The organism is Acutalibacter muris, from assembly GCF_002201475.1.
GTDB lineage: Bacteria > Bacillota > Clostridia > Oscillospirales > Acutalibacteraceae > Acutalibacter > Acutalibacter muris.
Map to the genome: position 1 here is coordinate 2210786 of NZ_CP021422.1, position 12346 is coordinate 2223131.

15 protein-coding genes are annotated in these 12346 nt (G+C 55.0%); 5 read left to right on the forward strand and 10 right to left on the reverse strand.

Annotation, left to right across the window (positions count from 1 at the left end; translation table 11 throughout):
- Nucleotides 1-9: 9 nt before the first annotated feature.
- The 3 genes from ADH66_RS11315 to ADH66_RS21040 all read right to left on the reverse strand — a co-directional run bounded on the left by ADH66_RS11315 (nucleotide 10) and on the right by ADH66_RS21040 (nucleotide 1674).
- Nucleotides 10-897, reverse strand: coding sequence for an AraC family transcriptional regulator (locus ADH66_RS11315; RefSeq protein WP_066540787.1), 888 nt, complete (start codon nucleotides 895-897; stop codon nucleotides 10-12).
- A 70-nt stretch (nucleotides 898-967) separates the two neighbouring features.
- The gene (locus tag ADH66_RS21035) at nucleotides 968-1411 is read right to left on the reverse strand and encodes an MATE family efflux transporter (protein ID WP_066540785.1); all 444 of its coding nucleotides are present in this window, start codon (nucleotides 1409-1411) and stop codon (nucleotides 968-970) included.
- Between the two features lie 11 nt (nucleotides 1412-1422).
- The gene (locus ADH66_RS21040; protein ID WP_066540783.1) at nucleotides 1423-1674 is read right to left on the reverse strand and encodes an MATE family efflux transporter; all 252 of its coding nucleotides are present in this window, start codon (nucleotides 1672-1674) and stop codon (nucleotides 1423-1425) included.
- A 263-nt stretch (nucleotides 1675-1937) separates the two neighbouring features.
- Here ADH66_RS21040 and ADH66_RS11325 point away from each other — a divergent pair, with 263 nt between their 5' ends.
- Nucleotides 1938-2819: a LysR family transcriptional regulator gene (locus tag ADH66_RS11325; RefSeq protein WP_066540781.1), complete on the forward strand. Its 882-nt coding sequence runs from the start codon at nucleotides 1938-1940 to the stop codon at nucleotides 2817-2819.
- Nucleotides 2820-2905: 86 nt separating this feature from the next.
- Here ADH66_RS11325 and ADH66_RS11330 read toward each other — a convergent pair whose 3' ends face one another.
- Nucleotides 2906-3943 carry an aldo/keto reductase gene (locus ADH66_RS11330; RefSeq protein WP_066540779.1) on the reverse strand — a complete coding sequence of 346 codons (1038 nt, stop codon included), beginning with the start codon at nucleotides 3941-3943 and terminating at the stop codon, nucleotides 2906-2908.
- 573 nt (nucleotides 3944-4516) lie between these two features.
- Here ADH66_RS11330 and ADH66_RS11335 point away from each other — a divergent pair.
- Genes ADH66_RS11335 through ADH66_RS11345 form a run of 3 tightly spaced genes read left to right on the forward strand, consistent with a single transcriptional unit; the run spans nucleotide 4517 to nucleotide 6886 of the window.
- A complete protein-coding gene (locus ADH66_RS11335) occupies nucleotides 4517-5749 on the forward strand; it encodes a hypothetical protein (protein WP_157130707.1) in 1233 nt (410 codons plus the stop codon).
- Complete coding sequence (locus tag ADH66_RS11340; protein WP_157130706.1) at nucleotides 5694-6230, forward strand: hypothetical protein; 537 nt, start codon at nucleotides 5694-5696, stop codon at nucleotides 6228-6230. Before ADH66_RS11335 ends, ADH66_RS11340 begins: the two co-directional genes overlap by 56 nt.
- A gap of 26 nt (nucleotides 6231-6256) precedes the next feature.
- Nucleotides 6257-6886, forward strand: a complete 630-nt coding sequence (locus ADH66_RS11345; protein ID WP_066540767.1) for a hypothetical protein — start codon at nucleotides 6257-6259, stop codon at nucleotides 6884-6886.
- Between the two features lie 349 nt (nucleotides 6887-7235).
- Here the strand turns inward: ADH66_RS11345 and ADH66_RS20045 are convergent, their stop codons facing one another.
- Genes ADH66_RS20045 through ADH66_RS11360 form a run of 3 tightly spaced genes read right to left on the reverse strand, consistent with a single transcriptional unit; the run spans nucleotide 7236 to nucleotide 8490 of the window.
- Nucleotides 7236-7691 (reverse strand): hypothetical protein, encoded by a 456-nt coding sequence (locus ADH66_RS20045; protein ID WP_157130705.1) that lies wholly within the window; start codon nucleotides 7689-7691, stop codon nucleotides 7236-7238.
- Between the two features lie 20 nt (nucleotides 7692-7711).
- Nucleotides 7712-8125 (reverse strand): HAAS signaling domain-containing protein, encoded by a 414-nt coding sequence (locus ADH66_RS11355; RefSeq protein WP_066540761.1) that lies wholly within the window; start codon nucleotides 8123-8125, stop codon nucleotides 7712-7714.
- The gene (locus ADH66_RS11360) at nucleotides 8122-8490 is read right to left on the reverse strand and encodes a PadR family transcriptional regulator (RefSeq protein ID WP_157767213.1); all 369 of its coding nucleotides are present in this window, start codon (nucleotides 8488-8490) and stop codon (nucleotides 8122-8124) included. The genes ADH66_RS11355 and ADH66_RS11360 overlap by 4 nt, the downstream gene beginning before the upstream one ends.
- A 249-nt stretch (nucleotides 8491-8739) precedes the next feature.
- Between ADH66_RS11360 and ADH66_RS11365 the strand changes: the two genes are divergently transcribed.
- A complete protein-coding gene (locus ADH66_RS11365; protein ID WP_066540757.1) occupies nucleotides 8740-10005 on the forward strand; it encodes a cation:proton antiporter in 1266 nt (421 codons plus the stop codon).
- Nucleotides 10006-10100: 95 nt separating this feature from the next.
- On the opposite strand, the gene ADH66_RS11370 is transcribed toward ADH66_RS11365, so the two are convergent.
- From ADH66_RS11370 to hpf, 3 genes are read right to left on the reverse strand one after another with little or no spacing between them, the layout of a single operon-like run.
- Nucleotides 10101-10682, reverse strand: a complete 582-nt coding sequence (locus tag ADH66_RS11370) for a GNAT family N-acetyltransferase (RefSeq protein ID WP_066540755.1) — start codon at nucleotides 10680-10682, stop codon at nucleotides 10101-10103.
- A gap of 18 nt (nucleotides 10683-10700) precedes the next feature.
- Nucleotides 10701-11810, reverse strand: a complete 1110-nt coding sequence (locus ADH66_RS11375) for a THUMP domain-containing class I SAM-dependent RNA methyltransferase (protein ID WP_066540753.1) — start codon at nucleotides 11808-11810, stop codon at nucleotides 10701-10703.
- Nucleotides 11807-12334: a ribosome hibernation-promoting factor, HPF/YfiA family gene (gene hpf / locus ADH66_RS11380; RefSeq protein ID WP_066540750.1), complete on the reverse strand. Its 528-nt coding sequence runs from the start codon at nucleotides 12332-12334 to the stop codon at nucleotides 11807-11809. The genes ADH66_RS11375 and hpf overlap by 4 nt, the downstream gene beginning before the upstream one ends.
- Between the last annotated feature and the right edge of the window lie 12 nt (nucleotides 12335-12346).

Here is a 12346-nt window from a genome sequence, read left to right on the forward strand (position 1 = left end):
TATGATAATTTATGCAGATCTGTCGCCTATCTCCTTGCGGTACTGGCTGGGAGAGCGCCCCGTATGGGCGCGGAAAACCTTGGCATAGTATGATGGGTCGTTAAATCCGGCAGCTTCGGCGGCTTCGGACACCGATGAACCCTCCTTCAAGTTTATCAGGCTTTTGCCCACCCGGTAGTCCAGCAAATAGTCGAACAGCGGCGTGCCCATCTGGCGCTTGAAGAACCGGCAGCATTCGCTCTTGCACAGACCCACATGGGCCGCTATATCCTCAAGGGTGATCTTATCTGCATAATGTTCATGCAGAAACGTGAGTATCTCTCTGAGGCGCCGCAGCTTCTCCGGGTCCTCGCTCTGGCCGCCGCCTGCCTGCGCAGCACAATGTGCAGATAGTTCGACCCATATCTGCATAAAATGTGTCTGCACCAGCAGTTCATATCCCTCGGGCCGATGGCTGCACAGCTCGTAAATCTTATTCAGATACTCAAGGACTATAGCCTGCCAGGGCTCCCTTCTGGTGAGCAAAATGGACGAAAGCCCCTGGCTCTCCACCAGCGGGGCCACGTACTTCGCGCCCACCAGGCTACCCTCGAACCCCGAGAGCAGCCGAGGGTGCACGGTTATGGAAATATAGTCGCAGTCCGTCTCCCGCATACTGCCGGAATGCAGCGCGCCTGAGTTACAGAAGAGCCCCTCCCCGGCGGACAGCAGGTACCGGCTGTCGTTGACTCGGTACTCCATACGCCCGGCAGCCGCCAGGGTAAATTCCACCTCGTCGTGCCAGTGCCAGGGAAAGGAGCCGGTGGGATATGCGGAAATCAGCTTGCGCCCCACATATACTGGGAAGCCGTAGGTGCCGTGCAGCTTCACTTCGCGTTTCTGGCTGGTCAGTTCCATGTGCCCACCTCTTTCCTCTATTATAAGCCAAGGTGGAAAGAAAAGCAAGCACGGAATATCCCCGCGTCTTTCATATGACTTTCATGCTCCGCCATTTGCCGCTCCGCCAACGCAAAGCGTAAATTACGGCCCTAAGCCCCCAGTCCAGCATAGCCATAGATATCCAGATGCCCACCGCGCCCAAATTCAACCCATAGCACAGCAGGTAGGCCCCACCGAAGCGGAACACCCACATGGAAACGATAGACATAATCATAGGATACTTCACGTCCCCGGCCGCCCTCAACGACGTTGTCTGCACAAAGGGCAGCGGCCAAAGAGTTGCCGCGCCGATGGTGTGCCACAGAAACATGGAGCCAATTAAGGCTGCGGTCTCGGCACTGAGGGTATAGAGGTTCAAAATCAGCGGCAGTCCCAGGTACATAAATGTGCCAAGCCCCAGATTTGCCAGCATAGTGAGCAGTATCAGCCTACGGTTATAGTATTTTGCCTGCTCATACTCGCCCGCCCCCACGCACCGGGCGATTACCGTAACAATTGCCAGCTGTACCGCCCCGCCACCACCGCGCCGCCTGCCGCCATGGCGGAGAATATGTAAAAGATCAGCACCATAACCGTGTCGATAAGAGAGACTCCAGACACCGCCGCTTCTCCCGCGCTGGACACCATCACCGAGTCTATCATGCCCACTACCAGGGAGAGGGCGCTCTCAATTATAAGGGGGATGATCAGGGCTAGAAGGTCCTTCTTAGTAAATAAGCGTTTACTTTTTTCCATCTCAAACCTCCGCTCGTGTTTTCTGGCTCTATTATAACGCAATCTATCTTTAAAGGGAAGTTCCGATTGTCACAAAGAAGCAGTGAAGTATGTCCACTCGGCAGGCCAGCCGGAGCAGAAGCCCCTGCGGATTCTTCGGCGTTGTTGCCTTGCCTTTTTACTGCTAAAGGCATAGCCATAATAATTATGCAGCTTAGAGTTGTACCCATACTTGACGGGTATAGATACCTCATGCTATAATTTCTCCAAAAAGGGGAATTGCTATGGAATTTCGCGTCCTGCAATACTTTCTGGCCGTGGCACGGGAGCAGAGTTTCACCAGCGCGGCAGACTATCTTCACCTGTCCCAGCCCACCCTGTCCCGCCAGCTGAAGGACTTAGAGGACGAGCTGGGCAGACAGCTTTTTGTCCGCAGCAACCGGGGCATCACTCTCACGGAGGAGGGCATGATCCTGCGCAAGCGGGCGGTGGAAATGGTGCAGCTCCTGCGGCAGACCGAGGACGAGATTGCCAGGGCCGACGAGCATACCGCCGGCGACGTGTACATCGGCGCCGGGGAATCCGAGCTGAACCGGGTGCTGGCCCGCACCGCCCGGCGGGTCAAGGAAAAATATCCGGGCATAAATTTTCATATCGCCAGCGGGAACTTCGAGTTTGTCACGGAGCGGCTGGACAAGGGCCTCCTTGACTTCGGCATGGTCTACGGCAAAACAAGCCCTGTTCAGTTCAACACCCTGACCCTGCCGGAAAAGAATCGCTTTGCGGTGCTTATGCGGGAGGATTCCCCTTTGGCGCAAAAGGAGGTCATCTCCCCCGCCGACCTGCACAAGCAGCCCCTCATCGTCTCCATTTCAGAGCTGCGGGAGGGCGGCAGCGGGCTGTCCTGGCTCAGCTGCGACCCGGCAAAGCTGAATATCACTGCGACTTATACTCTTGTCTACAACGCCACTTTGCTGGTGGAGGAGGGACTTGGCTATGCCATATGCTATGATAAACTGGCCAATACGGCGGGAAACGGCCTTTGCTACCGGCCCCTTACCGGCGCGCCGGAAGCTCCCTGCAATATCATCTGGAAGAAGTTCCAGATACTTTCAAAGCCTGCGGAAAAATTTCTGGCTTGCCTGCAAGAACATCTGAACGTATAAGGTTATAAATGAATGGGTTCAAACCGCCGGTTACCAACAGTCCAATCAGAATCGTTCTTACATAGTTTTTCCATATAAATTCCTTCTTAAATCTTTTGATTTCCCGTTGACCAGACGTGCTTTTCATTGGCGGACGCCGCTGTATTCTGCGCCATCACGCCCACCGGCTTGTGGAGGACGTAGAGCTCCTCCAGGTAGGCCAGCTCCTGGGGAGACAGCGCCAGGTCAACGGCCCTTGCCGCGCCCTCGATGTGGTGCAGCTTGGTGGCCCCCACTACCGGGGACGTCGTCTTTCTCAGCAGCCACGCCAGAGAAATTTCCGTCATGCTCACCCCGTGCTTGCCGGCGAGTTCCGCCACTCTGGCAATAATTTTGCCGTCTTGCTCCGCTGTGCCGTCATATTTGCCTTTGGCATAACTGTCCTCCTCCAGGCGCTTGGAGGTCTCTCCGGGACGCTTTGAGAGCCTTCCGCCAGCCAATGCGCTGTAGGGAGTCATGGCGATGTTGTCCTCGGCGCATAGCTTGGCCATCTCCCTCTCCTCCTCCCGAAAGATGAGATTGTAGTGTCCCTGGGTGGACACGAACTTGACAAAGCCGTTCTGCTCCGCAAGGGCATTAGCCTTGGCAAGCTGGTAGGCGTAGGCGTTTGAAATACCAATATACCGCACCTTGCCCGCCTTGACGGCGTTATTCAGGCCCTCCATGATATCGTAGATGGGCGTATTATAGTCCCACATATGATAGATATATAGGTCAACGTAGTCCATGCCCAAGTTGCGAAGGCTTGTATCCAGCAGCTTATCAATGTGCTGCTGCCCGGTAACGCCGCACGCGATCTCCTCCGGGGTACGGGGAATAAATTTGGTTGCGACCACCACCTCCTCCCGCTTGGCGAAGTCCCTCAGGGCACGGCCCACGTACTGCTCGCTGGTGCCGCTTTGGTAGCTAATGGCGGTATCGAAAAAATTAACTCCCAGTTCTAAACCCCGCTTGATGATTTCCCGGGAGTGCTCTTCCTCCAACGTCCAACTGTGCTGGCCGCTTTTTGCGTCTCCAAAGCCCATGCACCCCATGCAGATGCGGGACACGTTCAGGTCAGAATTGCCTAATTTAGTGTACTTCATGCTGTTCTCCTCCTAGTGATGTCCTTGAATTTTCTTCATGTTCCCATTGCATTTCAAAAAGGTGTTCTCAAGGGAAACCCGAGAACACCTTTATTATAAGTCATTTTTCATTTAATGTCCAATACTTATCGCGTATTATGTGTCATGCCCAAAAGCTATGGATATTCATATATCTCTGAGGTGATGAACGAGCTGGGTTTTGTGAACAGAACATATTTTTATCGGATATTCTTTGAAGATACCGGGATTACGCCAGGAGAATTTAAGCGAAGAGGGCACGCTTATTAATACATTATTCGACAAACTTCTGCAATTTTCGCGGCAAAGCTATGGTAAAGTCAGCATAACGTACCAAGCCACAGGGCTTGAGCAATCAACTCTACCTGAAAAACACTTAAACAGGAGGTCACAATTATGAACGAGAATATCCCAAATGAGCCCACGCCATCGCCAGATAACGCGGCCCCCCCCCCCGCCCCTATCAATCCCCTATAGGACAATGGAGACGCCGGCGAAGCGCAAACGAGCTTTGCGGACAAGCTGTTTGACGCAAAAACCAAGCTGCGTAAAGTGTTGATGACGCCCTACCCCTATACCTTTGACGACGGCACCCCCTCCACAGGGCTGAGCCTTCAGCAGGTTTTTTACAAGCTGTACAGCGATTATGTGAAGGCCAAGCAGGACTGGGCCAAGATGCAGCTGGAGGAGAAAAGGAGGCTGGCCAATAAGTACCGTGGCGGCACTGTGGAAGACAACAGGTCTATCCAGAACGAATATCTGGAATGGTACGAGACAGAAGCCGAGCCTCAGATGCTGCTTGTAGAGGAAAAACTCGGAAAGGTGCTGAACGTTTTTTCGCCGGGAGATATGGAGGTCATCACCGGCATACTGAGCAGCGGGGCCGGCCGGGAGGTGGCCGAGGCCCAGGAGGCGCTGTCCAACGTGGAAAAGCGCAACCCGGACGGCGGCACTGTCTATCCCGTGACCCTCTACCCCGAGAACTGGTTTAAGCTGCTGGACAGCTCCTTCACCCCCATGGACCTGCTGGAGAGCCCCGCCGCCCTGTCCCAAAAGTTGTCCGTCCTCACCGCCCAGCAGAGCAGCCTGACCACACAGGTCAACTCCCTCTTGTCCGTTATCCCGGACGATGAAACGGTAAAGGCCCTCCATGACGCGTACACAAACGCGGAGAACGCCTATAAGACCGCCATGAACAACCTGACACAAGCATATACAAAGGTCACGACAGATATGCTGAAGACCTTTATCAGTGTCCTGGATTCCACCAGCGATAAAAAGGCCGAAAGCATACCCCCATCGGCAGTCGCCCGCATCTTCGGCATAGACGTGGGCAAGGTCTCCGACCTGCTCTCAAAGCTGGGCGAAAGCGCCGTCTCCTGCCTGAACGCACAGAGCAAATTAAACGCGGCGTCAGAAACCGCCTCCACCGCGGCTATGACCTACTTTGAGAGCAAAAACCTACAGCAGTATAAGTCCATGCTGCTGCCTCTGCAGGCCCAGCTGGACAGCGTAAAGGCGGAGATAGCCCAACTGCAGCAGCAGATAGCCCTTTCCACAGCCATGCAGGGGGACAGCTCCGGCAGCGTGGCGCCAAACCAGATCCCGGAGGGCTTTACGCAGCTGATAATCACCTCCAAGTTCTCGCAGGTGAACCAGCAGTCCTCCAGCTCCGCTTCAGCCTCCAACTCCTCCTACGGCGTTTCCTTCTTCTTTGGAGGCTATAGCAGCAGTGAGTCCCACCAGGAGGCTCAGCCAGGCCCTCAGCCAGCAGACAGATATGTATAACACCTCAAGCCTGCGGATTGCTCCCAGCAAAGAGTACACGGCGTTTTCTGACGAGCGGTTCAACGAGATGAACAGCTGTGTATTCCCCTGCTACCCCACGGCCTTCGTCATAGCCCGGGACGTCACCCTCCGCTTCACCTCGGCCACGTCCGTGTCCGACTCCTTCGCCCAAAGCGTGGAGGAGCACTCCTCCAAGGGCGGCGGTTTCTTTATCTTCGGTGGCAGCTCCTCCTCGTCCTCGTCCTCCTCCCACAGCAACTCCACCGCTACTTCGACCTCCAACAGCGTGACGGTCCGTTTCACCACCCCGCAGATACTTGGCTATTACCTTGAAGCCACAGCCGCAGATAAAAGTGCCATCATCAGCGACGAGGCCCAGAGCAACAGCGACTTCATCTCCATCTTCGACTTCATCAAGGACTTCCAGAAAATGCTGGACGATTATAATTCCACCTATCATAAGCAAACCCTTAGCCTATAACGCCGCAGATCAGAAAGGAGCAAATCATGAGTGAAAACGCACTAATTGAGCCTGGTTTCGTGGGCTGGCCCAACGCCTATCCGGACCCGCCGTATATTGACCACCCCTCTCCTAACGCGGCGGCACGCCTAGGGGCCGGCTATGCCCCTTCGCCGGAGTTCAGGGCCGAACACTTCGCGTGCAGCTCTTGCAATACAATCAATATGTCCGGCAGCCGGAGCACGGACAGAAACCGCCTGCACGCAATCACAGGCGACCCGACCAATGGCAGGCTGAGGGATTATGACTGCCACCATATCTATGACTTCAACTATGATGACAAATCCCCCCAATGCTCGGCACAGTTTATCCTTCGTAAGTCACATATTGCCTCCTATAACCATGCCGGCGGGGTGGAGCAGTATAGAGAGCATTTTGGCCATGGTTATGATAACGCCATCGAGGAATTCAACGCGGCCCTCGCCGTGCCCGACGTATTCCGCGCCCCGGCAGCCCCTCTTTCCCTCAAGGAGGTAGAGAGCTTCGAGCGTGACTACCGTCCCCTGCCCGGCTGGCTGAGAGATATTTACCTGGGGGGCCCGGCCATAGACCCGGCCTACAGATTCGGGGACGGCAGGCTGGAATACGTGCAGGCCCTGGCCCCGCTTATTTGCTGAGGGCCGGCTCGACTGCGGCATAGACACGGTTTTTCGGGCCGGGGTATTCGGCCAGGAGCCCCTCCGCGACCGGTTCAGACACGCGGTGCCTTTCGCTTTCGACCCCTGCGGCAGCATCTTTTTCGCGGAGGGCGGGGACGCATTTTTCTTTGACCATGAGACAGGCTCATGTGAAGGGGTAAAGGCTGTGGGGATAGATATCTCTATACAGCAAGAACCCGGCGACGGGCATACATATAATCCTGATGAGTGGAGCGAAGACAAAAATCTCTTAAAATAAAAGTCAATTATAAAAGCCAGAGAACAAGCTTGTTCTCTGGCTTTTATTTATCACATGAAAGTAAATTCTTTAATACAGATTCCCGTACTTGTCGCAGGAAACGCTGACGCTGCGTGTTGTGGAAACGGTATTATATCTTACCGTACACGTGGCCGTTGCGGTGTTTCCAGAAGTGTAGGCGTTTTTGCTTATATACGTCGCGTTACTATTAAATATCTCTACGACGGCAGAGGCACCGGTCGCTGTAGAGGAAACGCCGTAATTATAGGTGAAAGAACCGTTCACTGTTACTGCCCAAATAGCAGAGCCGCCAGAGTTGTAATAGGTCAAGGTTTTATACCCATTCTTACCTGTACGAAGCTGTGCAGCACTTTCGTATAATTCTATAACAACCGAATCTCCATTATCCAAAACATCTTCAGTTCTGGAAACGAGAACATCTTGCGACCCTTGCGCGGAAACTGGAAAAACGCAAAAACAAGCCACGAGAACAGCAACGGCTAAAAAAGCAAGACATTTTTTCATATTTTCACACATTCCTCCACTTAATAAAATGCTTCTAATGCACTTTCACTGCCTTCATAATGTCCTTCCATAGCCGACGATTCAGTTACGCTCCCGTGAGTATATGACCAGGTATCAATGACAAGCACGCTCAGTAAAAGGATAATCGCAGCCGCCAGAACGGCAAGAACAACCTTTGTAAAAGCGAAAAACCGTCTGCGGAGCGCCAATTTCTGCTGGGTAAACCCCTTCGGCGCATTTCTCAAAAATTCCTCCGCCTGTGAAGAAGGGGATCCAAAATATGTAAGCAGATCCTCTGCGGTTGCCAGAGGATGCTCGGCGCAATAAGTATCGACCTCCTGCCGGAGGACCGCAAAATACTCTCCGTCACGGTCGCCGGCCTTTTTTAGCTGGCGCCGTACAGATTCTAAATACTTATTTATCTCTTCTGTCATTGAATCTCCTCCTGAGAAAACGCCGGATTGCCTATTACAAGCCGTATCCCCTCTGAGATGGACTCGTATTCCTTAATCAACTTTGCCAAATAGACCTCTCCGGAGGGCTCCAAATGATAGAACACTCTCGCCCGGGCGACATTTTCCTCCTTCTTGCTGGAAATATAACCCTCCCGCTGAAGCCGGTACACAGTCCCATAAAGCGAATTCTCAATCAGCCGAAGCTTACCTTCGCTGCGCTCATCCAAGGTCTGCGCAATCTGATAGCCGTACATATCCTCGTTCTGAAGAAGGTAAAGGACAAGCATGGCTAAAGTTCCTCTTTTCAGCTGCGCCACCATACTGTTTGCTTTTTCTAGTGCCATTGATACCCTCACATTCATAATAAATAAGATATATTTCCTACCGTACATTTCCGATTATATCACATTATTTCTACTTTGTAAAGCATAATTTTTGGGAATTCACCTTTTCTTATATATATATTATGACACTTAGTGAGTAAATAATTTAAAGGCCCCTGGTTGACAAACCCTCCCGTCAAGTGTAAAATAGATAAGGTTTTGCCCAGCGTTCCGCTGGACCTATCTACATACGAAAGAGGGTCTTTCAATATGATCATGCTCCTATGTATTTCTGTGGCGCTGGTGGCCGGGCTAATGATGACCCGCCTGTTCAAGCGCTTCCATCTGCCGGACGTCACCTCCTACCTCCTTGCCGGCGTTCTTCTGGGCCCGTGCCTCCTCGGGCGGCTGGGCGTGCCCGGGGTGGGCTTCAACAGCTTCGAGCTTGTGGATTCCCTACAGCCCATCTGTGATGTGGCCCTGGGCTTTATAGCCTTTGCTATTGGCAGCGAATTCAGGCTCTCCGCCCTTCGCACCACCGGCCGGGCCGCTGTAATCGTGGGCGTTTTCCAGGCCCTGGCCGCCACTATCCTGGTGGACGCCGCCCTGCTGGTATTGCACATATTCCTTGGGGACAAGCTCCCTGTGTCCGCTGCCATAACCCTTGGGGCCATCGCCGCCGCTACCGCCCCCGCCGCCACACTGATGGTGGTCCGGCAGTATAAGGCGAAGGGCCCTGTCACCGATATCCTGCTGCCTGTAGTGGCCCTGGACGACGCGGTGGGCCTGGTGATCTTCGCCATATCCTTTGGCGCGGCCCAGGCCATGGAGACCAGCAGCGCCAACTTAGCCTCCATCATATTCGAGCCCCTTCTTGAGATCGTGATCTCTCTGGCCCTGGGGGCCCTGCTGGGGTGGGTGCTCACCTTTATGGAGCGCTGGTTCATGTCCAACCGCAACCGCGTGGCCATGATCGCCGGGTTTATTATCCTCGCGGTGGCCATGTCCATGCTCTCCTTTGAGATAGGCTCCGTGCACGTGAAGTTCTCCTCCCTGCTGGTGTGCATGATGCTGGGCACTGTGTTCTGCAACACCTGCGAGAGCTCCGAGGACCTGATGGGCCGGGCAGACAAGTGGTCCGCGCCACTTCTAACCCTGTTCTTCGTGTTAAGCGGCGCGGAGCTGCACCTGGACGTGTTTACCGATCTGGCTATCGTGGGCATCGGTCTCGCGTATATCCTCTCCCGCTCCCTGGGCAAATACTTCGGGGCCATGTTCAGCAGCAAACTGGCAGGCTGCTCCCCGGAGATACAAAAGTATCTGGGTATCACTCTGCTGCCCCAGGCCGGCGTGGCCCTGGGTATGGCCTCCCAGGTGGGGGCGCTGGGCGAGATAGGCTCTACCATACGAAGTATCGTCCTGTTCGGCGTGCTGGTGTATGAGCTTATTGGCCCGACTTTGACTAAGATGGCCCTTACAGCGGCAGGCGATATCAAGCCGAAGACCGGCAACGCCGCCACTGTTTCCTTAAAATAAGCCATATGTCAGATATAAAAAGCGCACCCCACTCGCAGGGTGCGCTTTTTATGCAGACAGTTTTATAAAAATGCTCAGCTTCATGTGCAGATATCTCAGAGCTGGTCCTGCAAATTCGTCCCCAGGCCGTTTATATAGTCCTCCCTAAGGATCGAGTAGCAGACGTCGTCGCATATTTTCCCGTCAAAGCGCTTACACGCCCAGGGCACCACGCCCTCCAGCTTAAAGCCGCACTTCTCAATGACCCGGCGGGAACGCTCGTTTTCCGCATAGTGGCTGGCCGCCAGCACGTCCACCTTCTTCTTCTCAAAGGCAAATGTCACCATGGCGGCAAGGGCTTCGGTCATGTAGCCCCTGCCCCACAGGTCCCGACGCAGCTCATAGCCCACGGAAAGACTGTTCACGTGGAACCGCCGAAGGTCGCTCTGGAGCTTAATGCGCCCGATGACCTCCTCCGTTTCCCGCAGCACAATGGCATAGCACAGATCATTATGCAGGTCCCGGGCAAACATCGCCGAAGCGGCCTCCAGTGTACCGGCAGGCTGGCACCCGGCAGGAGTCATCACCTCCGGGTCGGAGACGATTGGTATATAGGCCTTGAAATCCTTATGCTCCCACCGGCGCAGGAACAGCCGCTGGGTCTCGATACCGCCCCTAAGCCGTCCAAAAAGCTTCATTTATAACCCTCTTATCCCTTATATTGCCTTAAAATATTGATAGAACTGACAGCGTATCATGCCGTTATACAGCTTGCGCCGCTTGTCAGCCTTGCGGCCGAACAGGGCTTCAAAGTCCTCCTCCGGCGTTATTATTCCATAGCTCCATCCCTTTTCCGGGACGAACACCCGGCCCAGCTGCCGGTAGATATCCCTTGCCGCCCTCTGGTCGCTGAGCCGCTGGCCATAGGGCGGATTGCAGACCACACAGCCATAGGCCGTGGCCTCGGCAAAGTCCTTAATGTCCCGCACATCGGCGCGGACCTTCACACCGGCTCTTCTGGCGTTCTCCCGGGCCAACTCCACCGCGGCGGGGTCAATATCATAGCCGGTGGCGGTAAAGCTCGTGTCCCGGCGCTCCATGTCTCTGGCGCGGTCGCGCTCATGGTCCCATACTCCGCCGGGAGTCTGTTCCCAGACCTCGGCCTGGAACCGCCGCCCTATGCCGGGGGCAATATTCTGAGCCATGGTAGCGGCTTCTATAAGCAGGGTGCCCGACCCGCAGAAGGGGTCGTAAAAGGTGCCGTCCGCTCTCAGCCGCGAGAGCCTGAGCAGCGCGGCGGCCAGGGTCTCCTTGATGGGCGCCGCGTTGGACACGGGCCTGTAGCCCCGCTTATGGAGTCCTGCCCCGCTGGTATCTATCGTCACGCTCACCTGGTCCTTCATTATGCGGAACCTTATCCGGTGGGTGGGGCCGTCCTCAGTAAACCAGTCCTGGCGGTAGCTCCGCTTCAAGCTCTCCACCACGGCCTTTTTGATTATGGCCTGGCAGTCGGGTACGCTGTGCAGCCGGCTGTTAAGGCTGCTGCCGGACACAGGAAATCCGTCCTCCCTGCCCAGGTATTCCTCCCAGGGCAGGGCCTTGACCCCCTGGAACAGTTCCTCAAAGCTTTCGGCGTGGAAATCGCCCATGAGGAGGCCCACCCGCTCCGCAAACCGGCTGCAGAGGTTCACCCGGGCCAGAATATCCCAGCCGCCCGAGAATATCACCCGGCCGTTCTCCGCCCGGACCTCCTCACACCCCATGTCCCGCAGCTCCTGGGCCAGCAGGCCCTCAACGCCCAGCAGGCAGGTTGCGGAATACGTCATTTCTCGTCTGGCACCAGCAGGCCGTAGTCGCCGTTTTTACGGCGGTAGACCACATTTATCTCGCCGGAGACGTCATCCCGGAACATGAAGAACTCGTGGTCCAGCATATTCATCTGCATTATGGCCTCCTCCGGGCCCATGACCTTCACAGCGAAGCGCTTTGTGCGCACCACCTGGAGCTCCTCTTCGGGCTCGTCGTAATAGGAATCGGCAAACTCCATGCCCGGGTCCACCTTCTTGGCCTTCTCAAGGCGGGTCTTATTGCGGCGCATCTGGCGGCCCAAAGCGGACACGCAGTGGTCCAGGGCCTCGTTCATATCCATGGCGGTATTCTCCGCGCGGAAGATCGCCCCCCGCTGACGGATGGTGATCTCAACAGTCTGCCGGTTGCGCTCCACAGTGACGGTGACGGTGGCTTCGGCGTCCTGGTCGAAAATGCGGTCAAACTTGGCAAGCTTCTTCTCGGCCAGCTCCTTAAAGTTGTTGCGAAGGTTTACTTTACGCCCGATGATATTGATCTTCATAACTCTTTCCTC

Coding starts and splice junctions, on each gene's coding strand:
- ADH66_RS21040 (WP_066540783.1), bottom strand. CDS start 1,674: ATGGAAAAAAGTAAACGCTTATTTACTAAGAAGGACCTTCTAGCCCTG.
- hpf (WP_066540750.1), bottom strand. CDS start 12,334: ATGAAGATCAATATCATCGGGCGTAAAGTAAACCTTCGCAACAACTTT.
- ADH66_RS20045 (WP_157130705.1), bottom strand. CDS start 7,691: ATGAAAAAATGTCTTGCTTTTTTAGCCGTTGCTGTTCTCGTGGCTTGT.
- ADH66_RS11355 (WP_066540761.1), bottom strand. CDS start 8,125: ATGACAGAAGAGATAAATAAGTATTTAGAATCTGTACGGCGCCAGCTA.
- ADH66_RS11330 (WP_066540779.1), bottom strand. CDS start 3,943: ATGAAGTACACTAAATTAGGCAATTCTGACCTGAACGTGTCCCGCATC.
- ADH66_RS11365 (WP_066540757.1), top strand. CDS start 8,740: ATGATCATGCTCCTATGTATTTCTGTGGCGCTGGTGGCCGGGCTAATG.
- ADH66_RS11370 (WP_066540755.1), bottom strand. CDS start 10,682: ATGAAGCTTTTTGGACGGCTTAGGGGCGGTATCGAGACCCAGCGGCTG.
- ADH66_RS11315 (WP_066540787.1), bottom strand. CDS start 897: ATGGAACTGACCAGCCAGAAACGCGAAGTGAAGCTGCACGGCACCTAC.
- ADH66_RS11345 (WP_066540767.1), top strand. CDS start 6,257: ATGAGTGAAAACGCACTAATTGAGCCTGGTTTCGTGGGCTGGCCCAAC.
- ADH66_RS11360 (WP_157767213.1), bottom strand. CDS start 8,490: ATGGCACTAGAAAAAGCAAACAGTATGGTGGCGCAGCTGAAAAGAGGA.
- ADH66_RS11325 (WP_066540781.1), top strand. CDS start 1,938: ATGGAATTTCGCGTCCTGCAATACTTTCTGGCCGTGGCACGGGAGCAG.
- ADH66_RS11375 (WP_066540753.1), bottom strand. CDS start 11,810: ATGACGTATTCCGCAACCTGCCTGCTGGGCGTTGAGGGCCTGCTGGCC.